General features: G+C 54.6%; 22 protein-coding genes. 9 read left to right on the top strand and 13 right to left on the bottom strand.

Translation table 11 applies throughout. The features are described from left to right. Window positions 1–132 precede the first annotated feature (132 nt). Window positions 133–1,632 (top strand): sodium:solute symporter family protein, encoded by a 1,500-nt coding sequence (locus tag E0L35_RS08175; protein ID WP_138800021.1) that lies wholly within the window; start codon window positions 133–135, stop codon window positions 1,630–1,632. A gap of 72 nt (window positions 1,633–1,704) precedes the next feature. Here E0L35_RS08175 and E0L35_RS08170 read toward each other — a convergent pair whose 3' ends face one another. The 11 genes from E0L35_RS08170 to E0L35_RS08120 all read right to left on the bottom strand — a co-directional run bounded on the left by E0L35_RS08170 (window position 1,705) and on the right by E0L35_RS08120 (window position 13,607). Then, entirely contained in the window at window positions 1,705–3,180 is a 1,476-nt protein-coding gene (locus E0L35_RS08170) for a mannitol dehydrogenase family protein (RefSeq protein WP_138800020.1), read from the bottom strand. Window positions 3,181–3,183: 3 nt separating this feature from the next. Next, the gene (locus tag E0L35_RS08165) at window positions 3,184–4,464 is read right to left on the bottom strand and encodes a TRAP transporter large permease (RefSeq protein ID WP_022524046.1); all 1,281 of its coding nucleotides are present in this window, start codon (window positions 4,462–4,464) and stop codon (window positions 3,184–3,186) included. Window positions 4,465–4,466: 2 nt separating this feature from the next. Then, a complete protein-coding gene (locus E0L35_RS08160; protein ID WP_138800019.1) occupies window positions 4,467–5,045 on the bottom strand; it encodes a TRAP transporter small permease in 579 nt (192 codons plus the stop codon). 94 nt (window positions 5,046–5,139) lie between these two features. Continuing rightward, entirely contained in the window at window positions 5,140–6,108 is a 969-nt protein-coding gene (locus E0L35_RS08155) for a TRAP transporter substrate-binding protein (protein ID WP_022524048.1), read from the bottom strand. Between the two features lie 86 nt (window positions 6,109–6,194). Beyond that, window positions 6,195–7,217, bottom strand: a complete 1,023-nt coding sequence (locus E0L35_RS08150; RefSeq protein WP_138800018.1) for a Zn-dependent oxidoreductase — start codon at window positions 7,215–7,217, stop codon at window positions 6,195–6,197. Between the two features lie 14 nt (window positions 7,218–7,231). After that, window positions 7,232–8,443 carry a D-mannonate dehydratase ManD gene (manD, locus tag E0L35_RS08145; protein WP_138800017.1) on the bottom strand — a complete coding sequence of 404 codons (1,212 nt, stop codon included), beginning with the start codon at window positions 8,441–8,443 and terminating at the stop codon, window positions 7,232–7,234. Window positions 8,444–8,473: 30 nt separating this feature from the next. Continuing rightward, window positions 8,474–9,895 carry a glucuronate isomerase gene (gene uxaC / locus E0L35_RS08140; RefSeq protein WP_223827972.1) on the bottom strand — a complete coding sequence of 474 codons (1,422 nt, stop codon included), beginning with the start codon at window positions 9,893–9,895 and terminating at the stop codon, window positions 8,474–8,476. A gap of 36 nt (window positions 9,896–9,931) precedes the next feature. Continuing rightward, window positions 9,932–11,221, bottom strand: coding sequence for a TRAP transporter large permease (locus tag E0L35_RS08135; RefSeq protein ID WP_138800015.1), 1,290 nt, complete (start codon window positions 11,219–11,221; stop codon window positions 9,932–9,934). Further along, on the bottom strand, window positions 11,218–11,712 hold the full coding sequence (locus E0L35_RS08130; RefSeq protein ID WP_022524052.1) for a TRAP transporter small permease: 495 nt from the start codon (window positions 11,710–11,712) through the stop codon (window positions 11,218–11,220). The genes E0L35_RS08135 and E0L35_RS08130 overlap by 4 nt, the downstream gene beginning before the upstream one ends. Before the next feature lie 97 nt (window positions 11,713–11,809). After that, window positions 11,810–12,769 (bottom strand): C4-dicarboxylate TRAP transporter substrate-binding protein, encoded by a 960-nt coding sequence (locus tag E0L35_RS08125; RefSeq protein WP_009287701.1) that lies wholly within the window; start codon window positions 12,767–12,769, stop codon window positions 11,810–11,812. A 106-nt stretch (window positions 12,770–12,875) separates the two neighbouring features. Further along, a complete protein-coding gene (locus E0L35_RS08120) occupies window positions 12,876–13,607 on the bottom strand; it encodes a GntR family transcriptional regulator (protein WP_027959012.1) in 732 nt (243 codons plus the stop codon). 355 nt (window positions 13,608–13,962) lie between these two features. Between E0L35_RS08120 and E0L35_RS08115 the strand changes: the two genes are divergently transcribed. From E0L35_RS08115 to E0L35_RS08080, 8 genes are all read left to right on the top strand, one after another. Then, the gene (locus E0L35_RS08115; protein ID WP_138800014.1) at window positions 13,963–15,516 is read left to right on the top strand and encodes a GGDEF domain-containing protein; all 1,554 of its coding nucleotides are present in this window, start codon (window positions 13,963–13,965) and stop codon (window positions 15,514–15,516) included. Between the two features lie 40 nt (window positions 15,517–15,556). Further along, window positions 15,557–16,222, top strand: a complete 666-nt coding sequence (locus E0L35_RS08110) for an ABC transporter ATP-binding protein (protein ID WP_138800013.1) — start codon at window positions 15,557–15,559, stop codon at window positions 16,220–16,222. Beyond that, entirely contained in the window at window positions 16,219–18,720 is a 2,502-nt protein-coding gene (locus tag E0L35_RS08105; RefSeq protein ID WP_138800012.1) for an ABC transporter permease, read from the top strand. Before E0L35_RS08110 ends, E0L35_RS08105 begins: the two co-directional genes overlap by 4 nt. Further along, window positions 18,717–19,889 carry a lipocalin-like domain-containing protein gene (locus E0L35_RS08100; RefSeq protein ID WP_138800011.1) on the top strand — a complete coding sequence of 391 codons (1,173 nt, stop codon included), beginning with the start codon at window positions 18,717–18,719 and terminating at the stop codon, window positions 19,887–19,889. Before E0L35_RS08105 ends, E0L35_RS08100 begins: the two co-directional genes overlap by 4 nt. A gap of 115 nt (window positions 19,890–20,004) precedes the next feature. Beyond that, window positions 20,005–20,925 (top strand): 3-keto-5-aminohexanoate cleavage protein, encoded by a 921-nt coding sequence (locus E0L35_RS08095; RefSeq protein ID WP_138800010.1) that lies wholly within the window; start codon window positions 20,005–20,007, stop codon window positions 20,923–20,925. Next, a complete protein-coding gene (locus E0L35_RS08090) occupies window positions 20,922–21,875 on the top strand; it encodes an L-carnitine dehydrogenase (RefSeq protein WP_022524060.1) in 954 nt (317 codons plus the stop codon). Before E0L35_RS08095 ends, E0L35_RS08090 begins: the two co-directional genes overlap by 4 nt. Then, window positions 21,875–22,330 carry a thioesterase family protein gene (locus tag E0L35_RS08085; RefSeq protein ID WP_022524061.1) on the top strand — a complete coding sequence of 152 codons (456 nt, stop codon included), beginning with the start codon at window positions 21,875–21,877 and terminating at the stop codon, window positions 22,328–22,330. Before E0L35_RS08090 ends, E0L35_RS08085 begins: the two co-directional genes overlap by 1 nt. Before the next feature lie 14 nt (window positions 22,331–22,344). Continuing rightward, a complete protein-coding gene (locus tag E0L35_RS08080) occupies window positions 22,345–23,163 on the top strand; it encodes an alpha/beta hydrolase (RefSeq protein WP_022524062.1) in 819 nt (272 codons plus the stop codon). 69 nt (window positions 23,164–23,232) lie between these two features. Here E0L35_RS08080 and E0L35_RS08075 read toward each other — a convergent pair whose 3' ends face one another. Beyond that, on the bottom strand, window positions 23,233–24,216 hold the full coding sequence (locus tag E0L35_RS08075) for an ABC transporter substrate-binding protein (RefSeq protein WP_022524063.1): 984 nt from the start codon (window positions 24,214–24,216) through the stop codon (window positions 23,233–23,235). A 97-nt stretch (window positions 24,217–24,313) separates the two neighbouring features. After that, the gene (locus E0L35_RS08070; RefSeq protein ID WP_052475578.1) at window positions 24,314–25,303 is read right to left on the bottom strand and encodes a GlxA family transcriptional regulator; all 990 of its coding nucleotides are present in this window, start codon (window positions 25,301–25,303) and stop codon (window positions 24,314–24,316) included. Between the last annotated feature and the right edge of the window lie 13 nt (window positions 25,304–25,316).

Genomic DNA, 25,316 nt, shown 5'->3' with positions numbered 1-25,316 from the left:
AGCGCCGCGCCCCGGCAAGGGCGCAGCGCCAGATTACCGCGTGATTAGGATAAAAAAAGCCCCGCGGCAATCGCTTCCATTGCCTACCTTCGGCCGCGGCAACGGCCGGATAAACAACGATAAGAGGTTAACATGAACAGCCAACTATTCCTTACCACCTTTGTGCTCTACATTGTCGCCATGATTGTGTTTGGCTGGTGGGTTTCAAGACACAAACGGGGCAGCGGCGACGACTTCCTACTCGGCGGGCGAAGCGTGCCGCTATTCCTTACCGTGGGTACTACAGTGGCGACCATGGTGGGCACCGGCTCCAGCATGGGCGCCGTTGGGTTCGGTTACGCCAACGGCTGGGCGGGTGCCTTATACGGGCTTGGAGGCGCCGTGGGTATTCTACTGCTCGCGGTCTGTTTTGCTCCCGTACGTAAACTTCGCTTTATGACCATGAGTGAGGAACTCGCCTATTACGTCGGTGCGAATCGGCTGGTACGTAATGTGGTCGCGCTACTTATCTATATCGCCTGTATAGGCTGGCTGGGAGCACATATTCTTGGCGGTGGTCTCTACCTCTCCTGGATGGCGGATATCGATCTAACCACCGCACGTATTCTGGTGGCGTTAGGCTTCGGTATTTACTGCGTGGTGGGAGGGTATTTTGCGGTTATCTGGACTGACACCATTCAAGCAGTCGTGCTGTTCGCTGGTTTTATCTTGATGGCAATATTGGCACTGATCGAGGTTGGCGGCTTCTCAGGCCTAACAGCAGGTATGGATGCGGGGGCCACTAGCTTTCTAGGTATTGGTCAAATTGGTGCGCTGCCAGCGCTGTCACTGGCTGCCGTCATTGCCATTGGCGTGCTTGCTACGCCCTCCTTTCGTCAGCGCATTTATTCAGGAAAATCAGTCAAATCGGTACGCCGCTCGTTCTTAATCACCGGCGTTCTTTACCTGGGCTTTTCGATCATTCCCGCGATTATTGGTATGGCCACCCACGCCCTTAACCCTGGGCTTGAAAATAGCAACTTCGCCTTCCCTTTTCTGGCCACTGAAATTATGCCCCTAGGATTGGGACTACTGCTATTGGTAGCGGGTCTTTCCGCTACGATGTCTAGCGCGAGCTCTGATGCCATTGCCGGTGTTTCCACGCTGATTCGCGATCTATATGTGCTGGCAACGGGCCGCACGCCCTCAGCGCGAAATGTAGTGCGCTTCTCGCGTATTGCGCTAGTGGCAACCATTGGTCTGGCGCTGCTGTTCGCGCTGGCCTCAGACAATGTCATCACCTACATCACCCGCATGATCTCGACGATTCTGTCAGGGCTGTTTGTGAGTGCCATGCTGGGCCGTTTCTGGTCACGTTATAACTGGCAGGGTGCCATCGCCACGTTAATTTGCGCGTCGGTGACCTCCTTAACGATTATTGCCAATAGCGACTGGACAGCCTTCTGGGGTAACCCAAGCATCCCCGCTGTGCTAGTAGCGCTGGTAGCGGGTGTGGTTGTAAGCCTAGTGACGCCCGCCTCACGCGTGACTTCTGCCCAGGCACTGGCAATTCTTGACCAAGAGCGCAAGCGTATGGAGCAAGTGCCCGAACCGACTCTCACGAACGCTGAAGCGCCCGCTGCACCTCGCTAATCGTTAGCCATTAGTGCGCACTAAAAAACCCCACTGATTGATTCAATCAGTGGGGTTTTGAACTTAACGGGATTATAAGCCCGCTAGTGCCTCACGCAACCCGCCCTGGGTGAGTGTTTGATATGCCACCAGCACCGCCTGTGCAAACGCATCGTCTTGTGCCAATGCGTTTGGCACCACATCATCCATGGCTAAATAGGCCGCTACCAGCGCGCGGGGATCGCTACCATGCATCTGGTGCAGCTCTGCAAAGCGCTTGGCTAGCGGATCATCCACGGGGTAACTATTTCCTTGCAGGTCTTGACCCGCGGTATAGCGAATCCAGGCCGCCACCCCCAACGCCACGCAGGGCGAAGTTTGACCAGCGGCACTACGTTCCAGCGCGCCGGAAAGCCAGCGCTGTGGAAGCTTTTGGCTACCATCCATAGCGATCTGCTGCAGACGATGACGCAAACTGTCATTGGCAAAGCGTGCCAGCAGCGAGTCAGCATAAGCGTCTAAATCGATTCCCTTGGGCATCTCAAGTGTAGGCGCCGCTTCTTCAAGCATATAGCGGCGCAATAGCGCCCGAAGCTCGACGTGATTGATGCCGTCATAAACCGTTTCGATACCTGCAAGCGCACCCAGATAGGCAAGCAAGGAGTGGCTGCCATTGAGCATGCGCAGCTTCATGGTTTCAAACGGCGCCACATCTGCCACCATCTCAACCCCCTCAGCTTCCCAGCCGGGTCGACCCTGGGGGAAGTTATCTTCAACCACCCACTGCGTGAACGCTTCGCATACCACGGCATTTTGATCGGAAACGCCCAGTGCCGCTAAGCGCTCAAAATCGGCGTCGGTCATCGCAGGGACGATGCGATCCACCATGCTGCAGGGAAACGCCACTTCTCTGGCAATCCAACTGGCCAACGCTGCGTCTCGATGCTCGGCCAGTTGGACCACCGCTTGGCGTGTTCGCTTACCGTTATCCGGCATGTTGTCGCAAGAGAGAACGGTAAAGGGAGCAAGACCAGCCTCACGCCGCTGAGCTAACGCTTCTACCAATAGTCCAGGGGCAGTTCGCGGCTGTTGGGGCGAGACCATATCGCCGATGATCATCGGGTCATCGATTTTTAACTCACCGCTCGCGGGGTTTAAAAAGTAGCCCTTCTCAGTGACTGTTAACGTAACAACACGGGTATCCGCAGACGCCATTCGCGCCAGTAGCGCCTCTCGGTCTCGCCCCCAGCTATCCATACCTTCGTCCGCGCCATCACGGCCCGAGAATAGCGTCTCTTCAATAACGCCAATTTCACGCAGCGTGACGCTGTCACTATCGGCGTACTCCGCTACATGATAGCGCTGCCCTGCCGCACGTAAGCCGTCGACTAAACCAACGCTAGAGCGTAAATTCGCGCTGCAAACGCCCCACTCACCATCGCCACTGCGTTGACGATAACGTTCTAAATAGACCGCTTGGTGGGCGCGGTGAAAAGCGCCTAACCCCAGATGGACAATCCCGATCCGACCACTTCTTGGCTTTGCTTCAATAAGCTTTGGAGCCATCATCAACTACTCTCCCATCAGCAAGTTAGGCAACCAAAGCGAAATCGCGGGGACATAGGTCACCAACAACAGTACCGCCAAGTTGCACAGTAAAAAAGGCACGATGGCTTTTGCCACCGTCAACATAGGTAGCTTGCCAATCCCCGCTACCACGAATAGGCAGACCCCCACCGGCGGGGTTGTCAGCCCAATCATCAGGTTCAACACCGCGATTACCGCAAAGTGAACCGGATCGACACCCACGCCAGTGGCGACTCCCACCAAGGCCGGGAAAAGAATAATCAGCGCGGCAATGGTCTCCATAAAAGCGCCAACAAACAAAAGAATCAGGTTAAGGATGAGTAAAACAATGAGCGGGTTATCGCTAATGGAGAGAATCAGTGAGGCTATCATCTGAGGGATCTGCTCACTGGTGAGTATCCAGCCAAACAGGTTGGCTAACCCCACCATCAGCAGTAGTGCCGAAGAGGTTAATACGGTGTCTGACAAAATCGCCGGAAGCTTTTTCCACGACAGGCCTTTATACACATACATGCCGACGACCAAGGCATAGAGGCAAGCCACAATAGAAGCTTCGGTAGGGGTAAAGAACCCGCCGATAATGCCATAGAGAATAATCACGGTCATCAGCAGTGCCCAGAAGGCCGTTTTGGCTTCGCGCAGCAGCTGCAAAAACGGTACCCGCTGCTCTTTGGGATATCCACGCCGAACGGCCAGGATATACACCGTAATCATCATGGCGAGGCCCATTAGAAGCCCCGGTACGGCACCTGCCAGGAACATCCGTCCGACCGAAATCCCGCTGAGCGAACCGGCAATGATCATGGGTACGCTGGGCGGTATAATCGGCCCAACGGTTGACGAGGCGGCGGTCACCGCAGCAGCAAACGGCTTGTCATAGCCTGAGCGAGCCATACCGGGAATCATCACCGAACCGATGCTGGCTGAATCTGCAACCGCCGTGCCGGAGATACCACCGAAAATCATCGACCCTGCCACATTGGCCAAGCCAAGACCGCCGCGAATGTGGCCTAACAGAGCATTGGAAAAACGCACAATATGATCAGTGATATTGCCCACGTTCATTAAATTGCCGGCCAGCACAAAGCCGGGAATACACAGCAGCACGAAGGTGTCGATACCCGCATACATGCGCTGCGGCACGATGGTTAATGAAATGCCTTCAAGCAGCAGATAAGAGAGTGAGGCTAACCCCAGCGCAAACGCAATGGGCATTCCCACCAAGAGCAAAACCAAGAAAACGCTAAAGAGGATAATAACTTCCATGCTTACGACTCCGGAAGGGAGGCAGAGGAGCGACACATTGCGATAATTCCCTCAAGACACCCCAGCAAGCTGTAAACCAGGAGAAGCGCAAAGGTGACTACCGTTGAGAAAAAGATATACAGCATGGGAACATGCAGTGTTGGCGAGGTTTGCCAAGCGCCGTTTTGCGCATACTGCCAAGCGTAAGGCAGCACCAAAAAGGCAAACAGCCCAATCAGCGCACAGATCAACACTTGAAAGGCTGCCTGTATGCGCGGCCCCAGCAGATGATGGAAAAGCTCAACGCTGATGTTTCGGTTCTGTCGCAGCACCACACCAACAGATAGTGCCACCATATAAATAAACAGATAACGCGAGAGTTCTTCGGTCCAGGCTATCGAAAACGGCAAAAATAGCCGTGAACAAATTTGCAACAGTACCGTGGCGGCAATCGCAATCAGCGCCGTAACGGCCAACGTCAGAAAGCACGTGTCCACCCAGCCAATGACGCGCCCAATGGGGCCTTTAAATTTAGGCACCGCCGACATTGAATCCAGACTCTCCAACGCTTGCTGTTCAAGCGCTTTGTGATCCGAGTTCATAACCGTATCCTCATGGGCAAGCTGCTTGTATCGTTAGAAAATGGACTGGCGCACGCCAGCCCATCGTCATTATCAATTGACCACAAATCCGAGCTTACAGGTCTTGGATAGCGTCAAAGAGTTCACGCTGCTCTTCGGTTAAGGCCTCAAGCACGGCGGGGCGAGCTTTCTCTGCAAAGGCATCGACATCGACTTCCACGAACTCCATGCCACGCTCCTGTAGCGCTTGCTCAAGACGTGCTTGGTCATCAACGAAAAGCTCGGCTTGATACTCCTGCATCGTTTGAGCAGCGTCTCGCACCACTTGCTGAAGTTCTTCCGGCATACTTTCCAACTGGTTACGGCCAATCACCACGTAGATCCAGCTGCGCACATGGCCGGTCATGTTGACGTAGTCCTGCACCTCATTAAAGCTGGCGCTTTCGATCAGACTAAGCGGGTTCTCTTGACCTTCCAGGGTGTTTTGCTGCAGCGCAGTGAACACTTCGCTAAACGCCATTGGGGTTGGACGTGCCCCCATTGCCTGCCATGTATCAACGAATAGCGGCACGTTAGGAACGCGAAGACGTAACCCATCCAGCTCATCAGGCGTGCGGATAGGACGATTGGAGGTCAGCTCACGGGGGCCACGCTCAAACCACGCCAAAGGTACCAGGTTAGTGCGTTCAGTGATTTGCGCTTCAATCTCAGCACCAATATCGCCGTTAACGGCGGCATGGAGGTGTTCGGAATCTCTAAAGGCGTACGGTACCGCCATCATCGCAGCTTTCGGCGCCCAGTTTTGTAAGCTTTCACCGGTGATGGTCATATCCGCCGTGCCCAGCTGGATACTATTGATCACGTCCATTTCGTTGCCAAGCTGCTCACTGGGGTAGAGGCGTACTTCGATCTGCCCGTCAGAGTTTGCTTCGACCTCCTGCTTAAATTTCTCGGCGGCCTGGTGCCAAATGTTCTGCTCATTGGCTAAATGGCCAAAACGCAGGGTAAAGTCTGCCGCCATTAGTGAGTGACTGCCTAGCATGGCGGCCCCAAGAACAGCGCTGGTGATAAGTTGCTTGATCATTGTCTTTCTCCTGCACACGGGTGTTGTTAGTTGTTTATTGCAGCTATTAATTTCGCGTGGGTTGGCGTGGGTTGGAGTAGCACCCCTCAAGCACTGATTTGAATCAGCACCTTTCGGGCCTCTTCTGGCCGGTGATCAAGCATGTCGATGGCGCTGGGCATGTCGCTTAGCGGCAACCGGTGGCTGACTAACGCCAACGGATCCAACTGCCCACTTGCCATTAGCTTTAGCACCTCCGGAAACTTACGGTTGTTGAGCCGCGACCCGACCAGGGTCAGCTCTTTCTTAATCACCTCTAACTGCACTAGCTCGCTGGGCTGAACGCTAAAGCCCAGTAAACCAATGCGCCCTGCTGGTGACGCTAAACGCAGCATTTGCGGTAACAGCGCTGGCACGCAGGCCGCATCGGCAATCAGCGGTACGCCTTCCCCCTGGGTTAAGGCAAGCACCTCTTTTTCCACATCCTGCTCGCGGCTATTAAATACCTGCGTTGCCCCAAGCTGTTTTGCCGCCACTAATCGCTCGTTAATAACATCAGTGACGATGACCTCTTCAATCCCCTTGGCCAAAGCCATTTGCAGGATCGTAAGGCCAATAACGCCGGCGCCCAGAATCATTAGTCGATCACCCTGGTGCGGCTGCATACGATCAAGTACGTTGGCGGCAATGGTATAAGGCTCAACTAAGGCAGCGGCGTCTAGCCCGATATGCTCAGGTAGGTGGTGTACGTTAGCCGCGGGTACGGCCACAAACTCTTCAAAACCACCATCGCGATGCACACCAATCACTTCAAGCGAACTGCACACGTTGGGACGGCCAATCCGACAGGGGTAGCACTCACCACAGCTGATAACAGGGTCAATGCACACGCGATCCCCAACGGCTACGTCAGCCACGCCTTCCCCTACCGCCTCCACTACCCCGGCGAACTCATGGCCGGTGATGCGCGGAAAGCGCACAAAGGCGTTGTCGCCATGGATAATGTGCATATCCGAGCCGCAGATACCGGCAAATGCTACGCGTACCAACGCTTCGCCAGCGGCCACCTTGGGCGGATCAACTTCCGCGACCTGGTAGTCATGGGGCGCCTTTACCTGGAATGCTTTCATCTAGATGAACTCCTTCACCAGTGCCACAAGGTGCCGTCTTCTAACCGGTTCACCGGCAGGCTGGCGCGCTTATAGGGGTATTGCTTGGCTAACTGTTCATCGATATCAACACCATGCCCCGGCTTTTCACCAACGATGAAATGCCCGTCCTCAAAGCGATAATCGTGGGGGAATACCTCGTCAGTGGCGCTGGTATGCGGCATATACTCCTGGATGCCGAAGTTGGGTACCCAGGTGTCAAAGTGAATCGCCGCCCCCAAGCAAACCGGCGAAAGATCCGTTGGCCCGTGGAAGCCGGTACGCACGTGGTAAAGACCCGCCAAATCGGCAATGCGCCGTACGTGGGTGATCCCCCCGGCGTGGGTTAAAGTGGCGCGTATATAGTCAATCCACTGATTCTCGATCAACGCTTTGGCGTCAAACAGGCTGTTAAAGACTTCACCTACGGCCAGCGGCGTGGTGGTGTGCTGGCGGATAAGACCAAACGCCTCCTGGTTCTCAGCCGGTACGCAGTCTTCGAGCCAAAATAAATGATAGGGCTCCACTTCTTTGCCTAAACGGGCGGCCTCAATGGGCGTCAGGCGGTGATGAACATCATGTAGCACGTGTAAATCATCACCAAAGCGTTCACGCACGGCGGCAAACAGCTTAGGTACATGATTCAAGTATTTGCTGGTACTCCACACGTGCTCCGCGGGCAGCTCGGCATCGGCTGGCTCATACGGCTCGCCATCTTTTTTGGCGACACCATAAATACTGGCAATGCCTGGCACACCCGCCTGAACGCGCACGGCTTTGTAGCCCTCATCCACATGACGTGCGACCTCTTCCAGGCACGCTTCAATATCTCTCCCGGTGGCATGGCCATACACCATCACTCGGTCACGGCTCTTACCACCTAGCAATTGGTACAACGGCATGCCTGCAACCTTCGCTTTGATATCCCATAGGGCTACGTCGACTGCCGCAATAGCCGTCATCGTTACAGGGCCTCGCCGCCAGTAAGCGCCGCGATAAAGGTAGTGCCAGATATCTTCAATGCGGCTAGCATCGCGACCAATTAATGTTGGTAACACATGTTCTTCCAGGTAGGCGACCACCGACAGCTCGCGGCCATTTAATGTGGCATCGCCGATCCCATACACTCCTGATTCGGTAACAATTTTCAGCGTGACAAAGTTGCGGCCTGGGGACGTTACGATTAAATATGCATCGCTAATGATCATGGTAAATCCATCACAAGAAGTAAAAAGAAGTTAACGCTCAAATAGGTAGCGCTGCACATTGTGGTAGCACACCGCACGAACCAGCTCGCCAACTCGGTCAATATCATTGGGTAACTCGCCGCGGGTCATTTGAGTCCCCAGCATTTGGCAAAAAATACGCCGAAAATACTCATGACGAGAAAACGATAGAAGGCTACGAGAATCAGTCAGCATGCCCACAAAGTGGCGCAGCAAACCAAACTGCATCTGGGTAGTTAGCTGGCGTTCCATGCCATCACGCTGGTCGTTAAACCACCATGCGGCTCCAAACTGCACTTTTCCGGGGATTCCATCACCTTGAAAGGAACCGGCCAGCCCAGCGAGCATTTCGTTATCCCGCGGGTTAAGGTTATAAAGCACGGTGCGCGGCAGTTGATGCTGGCTATCCAGCGCATCCAACAACGCCGCTAAAGGTTCTGCGTAGGTGATATCGCCAATCGCATCGAAACCACTATTAGCGCCTATGTCACGACGCCCCCGCTGGCTTAAATCGCGCAAAGCGCCAATGTGAAGCTGCATGACCCAGCCCCGGCGTGCATACTCCTTACCGAGCCATAGCAGCACCGCTGTGGTAAAGCCGTGCACATCATCACTACTCAGTTCATTTCCGCGCTTTCTGCGGTCGAGTATCCGATCCAGCTCATAAGCTGCAGGAGGCTCAACAAAAACGGGCTTCTCAAGGCTATGGTCGGAAAGGCAGCAACCTAAACTTTCGAAATGTTCGAGACGCTGGTACAGAGCAGCCAGCAAATCATCGAAACGCTGTATCGTCACGCCACTGGCAACTTCGAGCGTAGCGAGATAATCGACAAACGCTGGCTGTTCTATTTTGAGAACCGCATCAGCTCGAAATGTCGGCAGCATAGTCGGCCCAGCGTTCGCCTTCGCGTGCCGTTGATGGGTTTCCAAGCTATCCACAGGATCATCCGTGGTACAAATAGTACGCACGTTAAAGCGCTCCAAAATCCCTTGAGCACTAAGCTGTGGAGTTGCTAGCCGCTGTTTAGATAGGTGCCATATCTCCTCAGCTGTCTGTGCAGAGAGGAGAATATTGTCGATCCCTAACGGCTTCTTAAGCTCAAGATGCGTCCAATGATAGAGTGGATTGCCTAAGCAGTCGGGTACGGTTTCCGCCCATGCTTGAAAGCGTTCTCGGTCACTGACATCTCCGGTTATACGCTGCTCAGCAACACCCGCGCAGCGCATTGCACGCCATTTATAGTGATCCCCTTTTAGCCATAGCTGGGTTAAATTATCGAACTGGGTATTATGAGCTATTTCGACTGGATCTAAGTGCGAGTGATAATCGCAAATCGGCATGATCGCTGCGTGCTCATGATAAAGCCGTCGGGCTGCTTCATTTTCTAACAGAAAGTCTTTGCCCATGAACTCAACATTATCATTAAACTTCATCATCGCTCCTTCATTATGAGAGTGTCATAGGCAGATTTAGCCCAGCAATAAATTAGGCAAAAACAGCACTACATTGGGGAAGAAGAGAATGCCCAGCACAACCACAAATACAGCAAAGGCAAAAGGCAGTAACTCACGGCTATACTCATAAAAAGAGCATCGTAATATTCCGCACACGGTATACATTGAAATACCCACAGGAGGTGTCATGCCACCGAACGTAACCAGCGTCATCATTAACAGCCCAAAATGAACAGGATCAACACCTGCGGCTTTAATAACGGGCACCAAGATGGGGGTTAACAACATGACAACAACCGTGGCTTCTAACAACATACCTAGAAAAACAAGTATTACGGAAACTGCCAGCAACAGTGTTATATGACTAGAGAATACGCCAAGTGTTAGCTCTGCTATTGTTTGCGGCACCCTTTCAAAAGAGACGACATAACCAATAATGCCTGAGAACATAATAATCAGCATTATCATGCCAATATCTCTTACGCTGGCACGCATGGCATTAAGTATCTCTTTAATACCCATTTCTCGGTGTATTACGCAGCCCACCAACAAGGCATAAGCAACCGCAAAAGCACCTGCTTCGGAGGGGGTAAAAAGTCCATAGCGAATACCCACCAAGAGCCATACGGGGAAGAGAATTGCCCAGATACTGCCACGTAGGGCCTTAAGCACTTCACGGCCGGTGGGTAACCGCTCCCTTACTGGCTGATAGCCCCGCCGTTTAGCCATGATGTAAGTGGTCAGCATCAGCGCCATCATTAGCAAGAAGCCCGGCACGAGGCCTGCGATAAATAGCCGCCCTATCGAAACTTCGCCGAGATAGCCGTAAAGGATCAAACCGATACTCGGTGGAATGGTCGCAGTAATCAGCCCCCCAATAGAGAGCACCGCCCCAGTAAACCCCGCTGAATAGCCTCCCTTGATCATGCTTTTTCCCAGCACCCTGGATTGCATTGCGGCATCCGCCACGGCAGAACCGGAAACCCCGCCCATTAAGGTGCTCAACACGATACTTGCCTGGGCTAAACCACCGCTCATCCATCCTGCTAATAGAGTAGAAAGGTGAACCAAACGGGGGGTAATACCGCTGGCGTTCATTAAATGGCCGATGAAAATAAACAACGGCACAGCTAATAGTGGAAATGATTGCGTCGAAGATACAATGCGCTGGACGGCAATGCTTGTCGGTAAAAATGTTTCTGGCAATAAGAAATAGGAGAAACCCGCAATTCCAATAGCAAAGGCAACGGGCATACCTATCGCCATGAGAAGCAGACCGAATCCTAATAACAGAGCTGCCGTCATAGCGCCTCCTCCACAATGTCATCATCGTCAACAACCAAACTCCCGATGACGCCCTTAGCGAACAAGCGGCGTACCAGTGAAAGCATCATTAACAATGCCCCGACAGGAAGTGCCAGAGTGATATACCCATAACTAAGTCCTGCCACTCCCATGGGACGCTGCCAGTTTGAAGCTGCTAGAACGAAGCCATACCAGATTAAAAGAGCCAGAAAGAGCATCATCATCCCAACACATAGGCTGGTAATCATGAGCTGTAACTTAAGAGGTAAACGAATGACAAGGGCATCAATTCGCACCTGGCCTCCCTGGCGCAGGGTAATATCAGCCCCTAATACAGCAGTCCAAATAAACAAAAATTGTGCAAGCTCAGCGCCCCCTGCAAAAGGATTTCCTATTGCCCTAGCCGTTGAGCTAACTAACATGGTGAGAGAGGTACCACCGAGTAGCATGATAGCCAGCCACTCCTCACCTTTATCATACCAATGCCACATACAGCATTCCTCGCCCTATACGGGCATCCGGACAGTTAAGTAATAGCAAAAGACAAAAAGGGTGCAGCCCCCGCCCTGGCGAGCAGAGGGCTGAGACTCACTCTGAAGAAAGCAATTGATCACGATACTGGTTGTAACCTAGCTCTTCATAAACGCTGCCCATTCGATCTCTGAATACGCCCATATCCACTTGAGAAAACGTAACGCCCTCCGCTACCATCCGCGCGCGCACTGAGGCTTGAGCCGCTGCAGTTGCTTGACTAGCAGCTTCACCAGCTTTTAGCAGTTCTTCATCAAGAATAGAGCGCAGCTCATCAGGTAATGCTTGATACCACTGTTCAGAAGTCGCAATACCGGTCATCAAATGAATATGGTTTGTTAGTGCCACATGAGTAATAACTTCATGCAGATTTTGGCCTTCAGCGGCGGTTAGTTGTGCTTCAGCCCCGTCGATCGACCCTAGCTGTAGCGCTGAGTAAACTTCTGACCAAGGCAGCGGTGTTGGAGTAGCGCCCATCGCTTCGACGGTTTTCACCCATACTGGTGAGTTGATAGTCCGCACACGCACACCACTCAAATCATCAGGTGTCTTCACTTCATTTTGAGTCAGCATCTGCCGTGACCCTTGAAACCAGTTATAATTGAGTAATCGTAAACCACTGGTTTCTGCCATACTTTCGACCCAATCAAGGTAAAGCGGAGATGTTGTGATTTGGTCATAGTCACGATAGTCTTCAACTAAATAAGGGGCACTTAAGATACCCAACTCAGGTTGATACTCCGATAAACGCCCCGCATCGACTAAGATCGCGATATTGGCACCACTACGAATTTGTTCGATCACGTCTTCGTCAGAACCAAGCTGGCTGTTTGGGAAAATCTGAATGGTCAGCTCTCCCTCTGAGCGCTCATCAATCGCCTCTTTAGCGCTCTCCATCGCCTGAGCAATGGGATCCTGAGGACTCAACGCAATTGAGACATTAAGCTGGTAAGCAGCGTGAGCCGAATGGCTTGCGACAACCAATGCAACAGCAGGCAGTAATTTTGTGAGTTTCATGTAGGGCTCCTAAAGACATCTATTTATTGTTGATAATTCACCAGCCAGTTCTGGCTGGATCTACTCCATGCAACTTGTGCAGCGTTGTTGTACTCATTAGTGGGTTTTATATAGTTAGCGCATGAACATTCATGCTCACACCTTCAAACAGCTCCGGAAAGCGATGCTCTAATTCAGGCAGAGAGTGGAGTATTTCACATTGATGAATACTCATTGCCTGAACTGCCGCGTCAGTATCTCCAGCAGATATCGCATCCACGATGGCCTGATGCTGATCGGCCAATTTCGGAATAGGCGTAGAATCAGGAATACTCAAATACCGTACTCTGTCTAATTGTGCTTTGACGTCTTCAATCACATTCCACGCCATGGTTTGTCCCGTAGCCAATGCCAAGGTGCGATGAAACATTTCATCAAGAAAGAAGAAGCGGTCATGGTCTTGTCGCTCGATGCAGCTACGCTGTCGATCAATAAGCTCGTTAAGCTCCATTAGCACGCCAGACTGAAGGGGTTGCTTGGTGGCTTCGCGTACGATTGACACCTCAAGCGACTCACGAATAAATCGTGCCTCTAGCACCGCTTGGCGCGAAATGCGTACAACATAGGTTCCCCTTTGAGGGCGAACTTCCACCAAGCCTGACTCTGAGAGCCTTATGAAAGCTTCCCGCACTGGCTGACGGCTCACCGAAAAAGTGTCGGCAAGCTCCTTTTCCGATAGCGCCTGCCCCGGCGCCAGTACCATCTGAATAATCGACTGCCTCAGCACATGAAATAGCCGTTGGCGAACCGATTCCCCTTCGTGGGTTCCCTGCCAGAGCGTTTGTAATGTCGTGTGCATTGCACCTGATCCTAATTAGAGAAGCCCGAGACGATTAGCGCCAGAAGCTGATATGACTAGTATGGTAGTTGAATTGAGATAAAAAAAGGCTCATCGCTATACCCTTTAGTCGCACATCGAGCCAGACGACTAATAGCCAACTTCTTAGCTGGTTCTGAGAAATATCTTACATAACATCTCGGTTTAGCGTATTTTTTGAACTTTGAGCTGTAATAAAATCGGCATTCAACCGCGAGTATTTCGCAGACGAATCACCTAAAATGGTTTGATACAAACGACTGAATACTGCCCAATACGGCAATTGCCATGGATGGCTCACGGCTGCTGCAAGCTAAATACGCGTAAGGAGAGAATAATGCAGGCCATCCAGGCAAAGGATAATTCGAAAGACCTGGTCTTAACGACAGAATTACCGTTATTTTTGATAGCTGATCTACTCAAGTGTCCAAACTTACCTACCCTCCCTGCTGTCGCCGTTAACGTTTTAAAAGTGGCACGTACTGAGCATCCGTCGGTAAACGACTACGCCAATGCTATCGAGCGTGATCCTGCCTTGAGCATGCGTATCATTACCCTTGCCAATAGCGCTTTTTTCTCACGTAGTCATATAAAGGTACATGCGTGCCAAGAAGCAACGGCACGTTTGGGGTTAGACACCACGCTGGCAGCGGTAATGAGCTTCAGCCTGCTTCAAAACAGAGGTATTGACGCCCATTACCAGCGGGTATGGATGCGCTCTATCATCGCCTCGTTAGCAGCACGACACCTTGCCATACAGCTTTGCCCGGACATGGCGGGGCCCGTTTTCACTGCCGCCTTACTACAAGACATTGGCATCATGACTTTAAGGGCAACATACCCTAAAGAGAGCCATGAGTTGTATGCTGAAGCCGCACTCTCTCATCGACAGTTATCCGAGTCGGAACAGCGCCTTTTTGGCTGCGATCACTCTCAAGTAGGTGCTTGGCTTGCTGCCAAATGGGGTGTTCCAACACCGCTCGCTCAGCGTATCTGCGATAGCCACAATGAGTACGACATTACCGCCGCCGATAGGCTTTGCATTCAGCTGTCTGGGCCCATCGCCGACGCCTGGCTCTCTTCACATCCTGCGCAGTCGCTCGTCGCCGTGGTACGAGAGTTTGAAACCTACCAGGGCGCCCATGCGATCTCATTACGGCTTTTGTTAGAGAATATTCAGGAACAGTTGCCAGCGCTGGCGGACATGCTGCAAATGACGGCCCCCCCTTTGCAGGATAACGAATCGTTGCTTGCCGAGGCTCAACAACTGCTGTTCCAACAGACGTTACAGCTCAAAGCGCGCTTTGAAACGCAACAAGTAGAGCTCGCCTCCCTGCGTCAACGACAAGATGAGTTAGAAGAGCGTTCACGAACCGATATGCTCACCGGTCTTGCCAACCGATCCTGGCTTGAAGAGCAGATGCATAAGCGCTTTGCCTTATGCCAGGAACAGTCTCGCATCATGTCAGTGGTATTTATTGACCTTGACCACTTTAAGAAGCTCAACGATCAATACGGCCACCAAATGGGCGACAACGTGCTGCAAAAATTCGGCAAAACGCTGCAGTCGCTTATTCGTGAAGGCGATCTTGCGGGGCGCTGGGGAGGCGAAGAGTTTCTGGTCATTTTGCCAGATGAAGATGCCCAGGCAGCTCAAGTATTCGCCAAACGTATTGCCCAGCGTTTAGAAAAAACGCCCATGTCTCACAACGACCAGCACCCTATCTATGTCTCCGTTTCGATTGGCATTGCCTGCCTGAACGATGGCGGATTTGGCGATGCGGGCGAGCTTATTGATGCCGCGGATAAAAGTATGTATTTCATTAAACGCACGGGCAGGGGTGGAATAGCAGTATATGGGGAGCGCGGCGCGCCAGGGGCTCCAAACTAGCATCAACTAGCCTCTACCTTAATGGACAACAAAGGCAGCCATGCTGGAATTTCATCAGGTACATAAAACCTACACGACGCCACAAGGGCCGCTGAACGTGCTCAACGATGTCTCCCTTCGTCTCGCGGCAGGAGAAAGCCTGGCGCTAATGGGAGAATCTGGGAGCGGCAAATCCACCCTACTGCATCTTGCCGCCGGTTTAGATCTTCCCGACCAAGGAACAGTTAGCTTCGAAAACCAGAATGTCGCGTCTCTACCTGAGCCCACGCGCGCCAAGCTACGCCGCGAGCAACTGGGTTTAGTCTTCCAGCAATTCCACTTGGTGCCCAGCTTAACGGTCATCGACAATCTGCGCTTACAGGCGCGCTTAGCCAATCGCGACGATGCCGACTGGACAGACCACTTAATTGAGCGGCTTGGGCTGAGTGGCATGGAAACACGTTACCCGGAGCAGCTCTCTGGCGGGCAGCAGCAGCGCTTAGCTATTGGTCGTGCTCTGGCGCCGCGCCCACCTCTGCTGCTTGCCGATGAACCCACGGGCAATTTGGATGAAACCACCGCAGGCGAGGTGCTTGAACTGCTATTGAGCCTGGTTCGCGAAACTCAGTGCGCCCTGCTCATTGTCACCCACAGCCCCCAAGTGGCGGCTCCGCTTGATCGCTGCCTACGTCTAAGCCACGGTCATCTACTAGAAGCGGCACTATGACCCGGGTGCTATCCACGCTACTTAGCCACTACCGGCGCCACCCCGGCCAACTGATAATGCTGCTGCTCGGACTATGGGTGGCTAGTGCCCTATGGAGTGGCATCCAGGCGATCAACGCCACCGCTCGCGACAGCTACACCCGCGCCGATGCGCTGTTTGACACCCAGCTGGATCAGCTTGAGCGGCGCGATGGCATGCCATTCAGTCGTGCCGAGTATCACGCCCTGCATCAAGCAGGCTTGCCCGTATCGCCCATGCTAGAGGGTGAAGTCGTTACCCAAGATGGCACCCGGCTAACTCTGATCGGCATTGACCCACTGACCCTTTCCAACGATAACGCGCTGGCTCAAGCCAACACCTCCGCGTCGTTAAGTGACTTTCTAACGCCCCCGTGGCAAACACGCGTAGCGCCTGACGCTTTGGAAGCCCTAGGGATAACGCGCGAGAATGCATCGGCTGCCACCCCGACCTTGGCAGATGGCAAAACACTCCCGCCGCTCGTTTTAGCGCCAGCACTACCCCCAGACACGCTGATCATGGATATTGCCGCCGCAGCGCGGTTGCTTGAAAGCGGCGACCAGCTTACGCGCATCGTGGCCGCCCCGGGGGCACTCACTGAAGCGCCCCCGGGATTAACGCTCACCCGCGCCACCACGCTTGCCTCCCCTGGTCAACTGACCGAAAGCTTTCACCTGAACCTTACCGCACTGGGGCTACTTGCCTGGGTCGTGGGGCTATTCATCGTTCAAGCAGCGCTAGGCCTAGCGTTGGAGCAACGCCTGGGCATGCTGCGCACCCTGCGAGTGCTGGGTGTATCAGGGCGCAGTTTAGTGCTAGCGCTCAGCTTAGAGCTGCTCCTGCTCGGCCTAATCGGAGCACTTGCCGGTATTGCCAGCGGCGTATGGCTGGCACGTTTGTTACTGCCCGATGTCGCGGCAACCCTGGGCTCACTTTATGGCGCAGGCATCGGGCAAGAGCTCAACCTGCCCTGGCATTACTGGGTCGGTGGGCTGGCGGTTAGCCTTGGCGGACTACTGCTGGCAGGCAGCGGCGTGCTATGGCGCGCGGCCCGCTTAAACATGTTGGAGCTGGGTCAGATGCAGGCCTGGCGTAGCGGTTACCGCCGCCAATTATCGCTAATGAGCATCGGCGGCACTTTCGCGATGGGCGTTGCACTAGCATTGTATGTTTGGCTTCGCTTTCAGCCCCCTGGCGATGGATTAGTGACAGGCTTTACGCTGGTAGCGGCGTTACTTCTGGCTAGCGCCCTGTGGCTGCCGCCCTGTTTAGCACTGCTACTAAAAGCGCTGACGTACCTCGCCCGGCGGCTCCCACTTATTCACTGGGCACTGGCGGATATGCAGCTTCAGCTACCTAGGCTGTCACTGGCCATGATGGCACTACTTATCGCCCTGGCGACCAATCTGGGGGTCGGTAGCATGGTCGGCGGCTTTCGCCTGACGTTTTTAGACTGGCTCGATCAGCGCTTGGTCGCCCCGCTCTACTTGAATGCCCCCGCCGAGCAATATGCGGATATTGATGCTTGGCTGGCTGATCGCCCGGAGGTCTTCGAGCGCCTGCTCACACGGCGCAGCGATGCAACACTACAGGCCGCTACAACGCCGGAAGGTAGCCGCTCTTTAGGCACGCCTATCGAGCTTTACGGCATTACCCCTGGCGAATCACTCACTCCGCACTGGCCGCTGCTGGCAACCCAACAAGACCGCTCATCCGCCTGGGCAGCCTTTAGTGATGGCGCGATTTTTATTAACGAGCAACTTGCCACTGCAGAGAACCTCTCCCCCGGTGATCGCCTGACGCTGAACGCGCCTGGCGCCAATGAAACGCTGACCATCTCCGCTATTTATCCCGACTACGGCAACCCCAGCGGGCAGGTGCTAATGGCATCGCCCCAGCTTGCCGCGCGTTTTGATGCTCCACCTAGCTCCATGGGGTTAGTGCTGAGTGACGAGGCTGATATTGATTCCCTGCGTGCTGCCCTGCTCGAACGCTTTGACCTCGGTAGCGATGCGCTGAGCGATCAGCGCGAGATCAAGCGTATTGCCACCGAGATTTTTGAGCGTACCTTTACCATTACCCGCGCGCTCAATGTATTAACCCTAGCGGTAGCGGCACTGGCGCTTCTCGCCAGCCTACTGACCCAGGCCCGCAGCCGACGCCAACAGTTAGCGCCGCTATGGGCGCTGGGCGTTCCCCGAACACAGCTGGCACAATTAAATCTGGCACAACTAAGCGGTGCCGCATTAGCCACCGGCCTGCTGGCCATTCCACTGGGTATCGCGATTACCTGGGGATTAGTGGCGATTATTAATGTGGCCGCCTTCGGCTGGCGACTACCGCTCTATCTATTTCCTGGGCAAATGGCCGTTACTCTGGCCACCGCCGTTGGTGTGGCACTCCTGGCAGCAGCCCTGCCCACGCTGCGTTTCTGGCGCGCCTCACCGCGGGCCTTACTGGCAGAAGAGGCCAATCAATGAGCTTAAGGCTTCGACTAACCTTGCGTCTTCTACTGATAGCCACTGTGGCGCTGACACTTTTCGGCTGTGGCGAAGAGAATCAAACCGAAACCAACAGCACAGGCTTTGCCGGTTTAGGACAAGACGCCGATGGTTTTAGGCATGCCGAGCCTAATCAGCCGCTCAGTTTTCCACAAGAGCACGCCGCCCACCCGGACTACCGCATTGAATGGTGGTATCTCACCGCCAACCTTGAAGATACCGCAGGAGAGCCCGTCGGCCTGCAGTGGACGCTCTTTCGCCAGGCGCTGATGCCTCCCAACGAACGCCCTGAGCCAACGCCCTGGGCAGCCGATCAACTCTGGATGGCCCATATGGCGATCTCCCAGGGCGAGCAACACCAGGTGGCCGAACGTTTCGGGCGCAGCCATTCACAGGCCTCATTGAATACTCCTCAGGACAGCCAAGCAGGCGTAATGATTAGCCCCTTTCATGCCTGGCTGGATGATTGGCAGCTTAAAGCTAACGAAGAAGCCGACAGCAGCGATTTTAATCACCTTACACTAACCGCCTACAGCGGCGAGGGTGCATCGCGTTTTGGCTACCGTTTAGAACTGACTGCAGAGGGGCCGCTGGTGCTTCACGGCGAACAGGGTTTTAGCCAGAAAGCCGCCAATGGCCAGGGCTCCATGTACTACAGTCAGCCCTTCTGGCGGATAAACGGCGAAGCCACCATTAACGGCGAGACAAAAACCGTTAGCGGACGCGGCTGGCTGGATCGTGAGTGGAGCAGCCAACTGCTTGATGCCCGCCAATCAGGCTGGGACTGGTTCTCGATTCACCTTAATGACGGCCACAAGCTGATGGCGTTTCAACTACGTGGTGGCTCCGCTCAAAACGCCGACTACCGCTCCGGCACCTGGATTACTCCCCAAGGCGACGCCACCCCCTTAGCATCAGATGACATTACCCTAACGCCGCTGGCAACGTCGGCTGTCGCCGGTCGCAATGTGCCCACCCAATGGCGGCTGGAAATACCGTCAGTAGGGATCGACATCAACATCGAAGCGCCCCACGCCAACCGCTGGATGACCACCAGCGTGCCCTACTGGGAAGGTGAAGTGGTGGTCAACGACCGCGCCAGCGGCGAACCGCTTGGCGAGGGTTATTTGGAAATGACCGGGTATTAATTAGCCGAGATCAAAAATCGCATCTTATGTATAGCGAATGTCGCTTTATGACAACTAATGTCTGCACACGGCGACACACTAGTAAGCGAATAAACCGCTGACTAGAGAGCACGCCATGAACCGCAATGTCATTCTCACCTGTGCCGTGACGGGCGCGGGAGATACCACCGCAAAAAACCCCAATGTGCCTGTTACACCCAAGGCCATTGCAGCTTCCTGCATTGAAGCGGCGCATGCCGGGGCCAGCATCGCGCATATCCATGTTCGCGACCCGGAGACCGGCGGCATCAGCCACTCTACTGAGCAGTTCCGCGAAGTGATGGAGCGCGTACGCGAGGCCGATGTGGATATTGTGATGAACATCACCGCTGGTGGCGGCGGCGACTGGATACCCGATGCCACCGACCCAACGCGCGGCGGCCCAGGCACCGATATCCAAACACCCGCCGAGCGTCACGCCCCGGTCGGCGAACTGCTCCCCGAGCTGTGTACGCTGGACTGCGGCAGCCTCAATTTTGGCGATATGGTCTACGTAAACCCCGCAGACTGGCTGCGTGAACACGCCCGCCTAGTTCAGGCCGCAGGCGTTAAGCCTGAGCTGGAGTGCTTTGATCTGGGCCACGTCTGGTTTGCCCGCCAGCTTCAGCAAGAGGGCTTGATCGATGGCGACCCGCTCTATCAGCTCTGTCTGGGTATTCCCTGGGGTGCTGAAGCGGACACAGAAACGATGCTGACCATGCGCAACAAATTACCTGCCAACGCTAACTGGGCCGCCTTCGGCATTGGTCGACATCAAATGCCCATGGTCGCCCAGGCGGTGCTGCTGGGTGGCCACGCTAGGGTTGGGTTGGAAGATAACCTGTTTTTAGAGAAAGGCGTGTTGGCCAACAACGGCCAACTGGTCGAGAAAGCGTCGACCATTATTGAAAACCTCGGCGCCCGAGTAATGACGCCTGCAGAAACCCGCGTTCATCTCAAACTACGCGACCCGATGACCGGACGTATCATGGGTAACGCAGTCGGAGGTGATGTATGAGCCGCTTAGCCGTGATTGGTACCGGCGTGATTGGCAACGGTTGGATTGCCCGCGCCCTCGCCCAAGGATGGGACGTCGTCGCCTTCGACCCAGATCCCCAGGCGCCAGCGCGTACCCAATCGTTTATCGACAATGCCTGGCCCTCGTTAACCCAGCTCGGTTTAGCACCCGATGCTAGCCCTGAGCGGTTAACCTTTGCGGATACGATTGAAAAAGCCGTGGATGGTGCGGACCTGATTCAGGAAAACGTGCCCGAGCGCCGACCGCTAAAACAAGAGATTTTAGCCGCGATTGACGCTGCTGCCTCACCGAACGTCATTATTGGCTCGTCTACCTCCGGCTTTAAACCCACCGACCTGCAGCAGCAGTGCCAACAAGCGCCTGGGCGCGTGATCGTCGCTCACCCCTTCAACCCGGTGTATTTACTGCCATTGGTAGAGCTTGTTGGGGGTGAGTCAACCCAGCCCACACAGACCGCCAGCGCCCAGAGGCTGTATCAGGCGCTCGCCATGCGCCCACTGGTGGTTCGCCGAGAAATCGAGGGCCACATTGCCGACCGCTTAATGGAGGCGCTGTGGCGGGAAGCCCTGCATCTGGTTAACGATGGCGTGGCGACCACCGAGGAGATCGATGCCGCCGTGGTTTACGGCTGTGGACTCCGCTGGCCGTTGATGGGCACGTTCTTAACCTTCCACCTAGCGGGCGGCGAGCCAGGCATGCGCCATATGCTGGAGCAATTTGGCCCAGCGCTAAAACTGCCCTGGACCAAGCTGGAGGCCCCGGAACTCACCGATGAACTGATTGATAAAGTCGTCGAGGGGTGTGAGCATCAAGCGGCAGGACGTTCAGTGGCTACGCTCGACCGGCGCCGGGATGACTTTTTAGTCGAGCTGCTCGAGGTGGTGCAAAAATATTGGCCGGAAGCCGAAGGCTTACAGGGGCGCATTTAATGATTATTTATAAAACCCACGTCGCTCCCGAGTGGGTCGACTACAACGGGCATATGAACGACGCGGAGTACGCCCGCGTCTTCTCTCTGGCCTGCGAGGCGCTTATCGACACCATTGGGTTGGATGAAGCGGGCCGAGAACACTATGGCTACACGATCTATACCTTGGAAACGCACCTCTGCTACCGCCGCGAGGCCCACCAAGGCCAAGCCCTGAACGTCAGCCTGACACTACTGGATAGCGACACAAAGCGCCTGCACGTCTTTTTCACCCTGTTCGATGAAGAAGATAACCTGATAGCCACCAGCGAGCAGATGTTGATGGGCATGAAACAAGCCTCTGGGCATCCAAGCCCGTTTCCAGAAGCGGTCGCAAATCGCGTGACAGAACTACCCCAAGCTCATAAAGACGCTTGGCCCGAGCTTGCTGGCCGCACCATTGGTATGCGGCGCTAAGGGTTACAGTAGCGATGATCGTGGACGACTTTATTCAGCGCTTTAACGCCGGGCTGGCAAAGATAAAGGAGCTACAATTACCTCAAGCGCGGCGCGCCTACGTTGAGCTTTGCCAAACGTTCGCCCCACCCGACCCGGCTGGAATGCGGGTCGAAAATAGCGCTTTGGGTGGTGTTCGCGTGCGTCGTTTTATTCCCCAGCAGCGAACGCCCGGCTGCGTGCTGTTTATCCATGGCGGCGGTTTTACCATCGGCTCAACAGAGAGCCACCATGGCCCCGCCGCCAGCTTGGCCCAGATGCTTGAGCGTGAAGTGGTAAGCGTTAACTATCGGCTGGCACCAGAGGTAGATTACCCCACCATGCTGGCAGACTGCCGTACGGTGTTAGAAGCGATTTATCCTGTTGCGCTGGTGGGTGACAGCGCGGGCGGGCGATTAGCCATTGACCTTGCCCATCAGCAGAATGAAGCGCCACCGCTAGGATTGATCTACCCAACCGTTGGCGCGCTTTCCCTTGAATGCTTGGGAGAAGATGCGCCGCTACTTTCACGGGATGATGTACTCGACATTCGTCAACAGTGTCCTGACATCATTGCTACTCAGCGTGATCGCCGCCCTCCTGCCGCAAGCATTGAAATGCTGACCGTGGAGAGGGATCCACTGACACTCCCCATCGAAGCCGCAATAGCCAATTGGCGCGAGGAAGGTGCCTCGGTAGGCTATCGCTGCGCCCCGAACATGGTTCATGCCGCCCTTCACGCTCATGCGCTGCTACCCGGTATGAGTGCGGCTTGGCAGGACTTTTGCCAAAAACTAAAACAGCGCCTTAATTAATAAGGCGCTGTTTGGCATTATCGCTGCTTAGGCTTTACGAATCGTGTGATTAAGAGCCGAGCTTTACTATTAAGAACCGTATTGGGCCCGAACTTGCTCGATGGCGGATTCCCCATCGCGGGTTTCAACACCCTCCAGCCACTCGGCAACGGTATCCAGGTTGTTGCCGATCCACTCATTAGCCACTTCATCCGCCGGGCGCTCTTCGTAGCTGTACTCGTGCACCCAGTCATTCTGATCTTCGATATCGATCACGTACTGCGACAGAAAGCGGTGAACCTCAGGCGCTTCTTCCGCCAGGCTGGCAGGGGTAATTGTCCATACCGTGCTTTCAATAGAAGCCACGCCCGCATCATCGCTATCGGCTAAATAGGCCAGATCGAAGCTCACGTTCATCCAGTGAGGCTCCCAGCCGACAAAGGTCACCCACTCTTCATCGGCCATTTTTTGCTCAGCCTGGGCCAGCATGGCCGAAGTGGAGCTTTCACGGAGCTGCCAATCGCCCAGCCCCGCAAGATCATTATCGATGGCATTGAGAATCGCATCGTTAATACCGGTGCCTGCTTCAATCCCCTGAATTTCACCATCGAAGCGGTCGTGATGCTCTGCCAGCTCAGCCACCGTGGTGACGCCTGCATCGTAAACATACTGGGGAACCACTAGCCCGGAATTGGCGCCGCGGATATTGGAAACCACTTTTTCGACTTTACCGTCGGCCACCAGGGGCTCGACCATATCAGTCTGAACGGGATACCAGCCGCCTAGATAAATTTCCAAGTCGTTCCGCGTTAAGCCTTCGAGGATAACGCTCACGGCTAAATCTTGCTGTCGGGTCTCGTACCCCATGGTCTCAAGTAGCTGGGCCGCCACTTCAGACTTTACCGTCACCCCAGGCCACGGCGGCACCCCAAAGCGCAGTTCATCAAGCTCTGCCATAGCGGGTGTGGCAGCAAACGCAGCGAGTAAAAAGCTCGCTGTCAACGACAGCGTCTTAGTAGTGGTAGGGCTGGTAGTGGCAGAGCTAGTGGTGGCGAAGCTAGTTGTGACCGACATTTGGCTAAACCTCTTTATTAGTTGGGTTTAGCTAGTATGCGCGGCTACTCCCCTATCACTAGACACTAAGCGACGCTTATCAGGCATTAAGCGACACTCATTGCGCTTTAAAGGTCTTCTCCGCTATGGCAGAACGCACCTGCCGAGGCGAGTAGCCGTAATGCGCACGAAACGTACGCGCAAAGCTCGACGACGAACTAAACCCACAGGCCACGCCCACTTCTAATACCGCTAAGTCAGTCTCGGCCAGCAGCCGCCGGGCGCGCTTCACACGCAGCTGCAAATACCATTGACGCGGGGTCACGTTTAGCTCCTGCTCAAACAGACGCTGCAACTGGCGCACCGATACCTCTACTTGGCTGGCTATCTCGTCAAGGGGGAGCGGTTCTTCCAGGTTCTGCTCCATCAGCGCAACCGCCTCCACAACGCGCCGGTTATGCGTACCTAAGCGCTTCACCAACGCCATGCGCTGCTGATCGCTGCGGGTGCGAATTCGGTCATGGATCAGTTGCTCGGAGACATCGATAGCCAACTTTGCGCCATGCCGCCGGGCAATCACTTCCAGCGCCATATCCATCGCCGCTGCCCCACCCGCACAGGAGAAGCGCCGCTCGCCCAACTCGTAAAGCTCATCGGTAGTGTCAATACCCGGAAAACGCTCACGAAACGCGGGCAGACTCTCCCAGTGCAGTGCCACCCGCTCGTGCTTTAACAACCCTGTAGCGGCGAGTAGAAACGCTCCGGTATCAATACCACCCAAACAGCAGCCCGCCTGATCCAACTGATGAAGCCAGGCCATTAACGGCCGGGTAAGATGCGCCTCGGGAGTAAAGCCGCTGCATACCGCAAGCGAGGGCAAATGGTGAACATCCGCCGTTGCGTGATCCACCATCAAGGTCATACCGTTCGACGCCGTCACCGGCCCGCCATCAGCGCTAATCAACGTCCAGTCGAACAGCGGTCGATGGGCAATGCGGTTGGCAATTCGCAGCGGCTCCACCGCCGCAAAGAAAGCCATCATCGAATACTGCGGCAATAGCAAAAACCCCACCATTTCAGGCAGCGGGCCCTGGTAACTAAGACGCATAGCAATGCCCAAG

Source organism: Halomonas sp. ATBC28 (genome assembly GCF_005937175.1).
In the GTDB taxonomy this organism is placed as follows: domain Bacteria; phylum Pseudomonadota; class Gammaproteobacteria; order Pseudomonadales; family Halomonadaceae; genus Vreelandella; species Vreelandella titanicae.
The sequence above is the reverse complement of the archived record's forward strand: the minus strand, read 5'-3'. Positions and strand labels throughout refer to the sequence as shown.

Excerpts from the sequence above, each read along its gene's own strand:
- E0L35_RS08080 (WP_022524062.1), top strand. The coding sequence starts at position 22,345 with ATGATCGTGGACGACTTTATTCAGCGCTTTAACGCCGGGCTGGCAAAG.
- E0L35_RS08120 (WP_027959012.1), bottom strand. The coding sequence starts at position 13,607 with ATGCACACGACATTACAAACGCTCTGGCAGGGAACCCACGAAGGGGAA.
- E0L35_RS08130 (WP_022524052.1), bottom strand. The coding sequence starts at position 11,712 with ATGTGGCATTGGTATGATAAAGGTGAGGAGTGGCTGGCTATCATGCTA.
- E0L35_RS08070 (WP_052475578.1), bottom strand. The coding sequence starts at position 25,303 with ATGCGTCTTAGTTACCAGGGCCCGCTGCCTGAAATGGTGGGGTTTTTG.
- E0L35_RS08165 (WP_022524046.1), bottom strand. The coding sequence starts at position 4,464 with ATGGAAGTTATTATCCTCTTTAGCGTTTTCTTGGTTTTGCTCTTGGTG.
- E0L35_RS08075 (WP_022524063.1), bottom strand. The coding sequence starts at position 24,216 with ATGTCGGTCACAACTAGCTTCGCCACCACTAGCTCTGCCACTACCAGC.
- E0L35_RS08160 (WP_138800019.1), bottom strand. The coding sequence starts at position 5,045 with ATGAACTCGGATCACAAAGCGCTTGAACAGCAAGCGTTGGAGAGTCTG.
- uxaC (WP_223827972.1), bottom strand. The coding sequence starts at position 9,895 with ATGAAGTTTAATGATAATGTTGAGTTCATGGGCAAAGACTTTCTGTTA.
- manD (WP_138800017.1), bottom strand. The coding sequence starts at position 8,443 with ATGATCATTAGCGATGCATATTTAATCGTAACGTCCCCAGGCCGCAAC.
- E0L35_RS08085 (WP_022524061.1), top strand. The coding sequence starts at position 21,875 with ATGATTATTTATAAAACCCACGTCGCTCCCGAGTGGGTCGACTACAAC.
- E0L35_RS08150 (WP_138800018.1), bottom strand. The coding sequence starts at position 7,217 with ATGAAAGCATTCCAGGTAAAGGCGCCCCATGACTACCAGGTCGCGGAA.
- E0L35_RS08110 (WP_138800013.1), top strand. The coding sequence starts at position 15,557 with ATGCTGGAATTTCATCAGGTACATAAAACCTACACGACGCCACAAGGG.
- E0L35_RS08100 (WP_138800011.1), top strand. The coding sequence starts at position 18,717 with ATGAGCTTAAGGCTTCGACTAACCTTGCGTCTTCTACTGATAGCCACT.
- E0L35_RS08090 (WP_022524060.1), top strand. The coding sequence starts at position 20,922 with ATGAGCCGCTTAGCCGTGATTGGTACCGGCGTGATTGGCAACGGTTGG.
- E0L35_RS08155 (WP_022524048.1), bottom strand. The coding sequence starts at position 6,108 with ATGATCAAGCAACTTATCACCAGCGCTGTTCTTGGGGCCGCCATGCTA.
- E0L35_RS08115 (WP_138800014.1), top strand. The coding sequence starts at position 13,963 with ATGCAGGCCATCCAGGCAAAGGATAATTCGAAAGACCTGGTCTTAACG.
- E0L35_RS08170 (WP_138800020.1), bottom strand. The coding sequence starts at position 3,180 with ATGATGGCTCCAAAGCTTATTGAAGCAAAGCCAAGAAGTGGTCGGATC.
- E0L35_RS08095 (WP_138800010.1), top strand. The coding sequence starts at position 20,005 with ATGAACCGCAATGTCATTCTCACCTGTGCCGTGACGGGCGCGGGAGAT.
- E0L35_RS08105 (WP_138800012.1), top strand. The coding sequence starts at position 16,219 with ATGACCCGGGTGCTATCCACGCTACTTAGCCACTACCGGCGCCACCCC.
- E0L35_RS08135 (WP_138800015.1), bottom strand. The coding sequence starts at position 11,221 with ATGACGGCAGCTCTGTTATTAGGATTCGGTCTGCTTCTCATGGCGATA.
- E0L35_RS08125 (WP_009287701.1), bottom strand. The coding sequence starts at position 12,769 with ATGAAACTCACAAAATTACTGCCTGCTGTTGCATTGGTTGTCGCAAGC.
- E0L35_RS08175 (WP_138800021.1), top strand. The coding sequence starts at position 133 with ATGAACAGCCAACTATTCCTTACCACCTTTGTGCTCTACATTGTCGCC.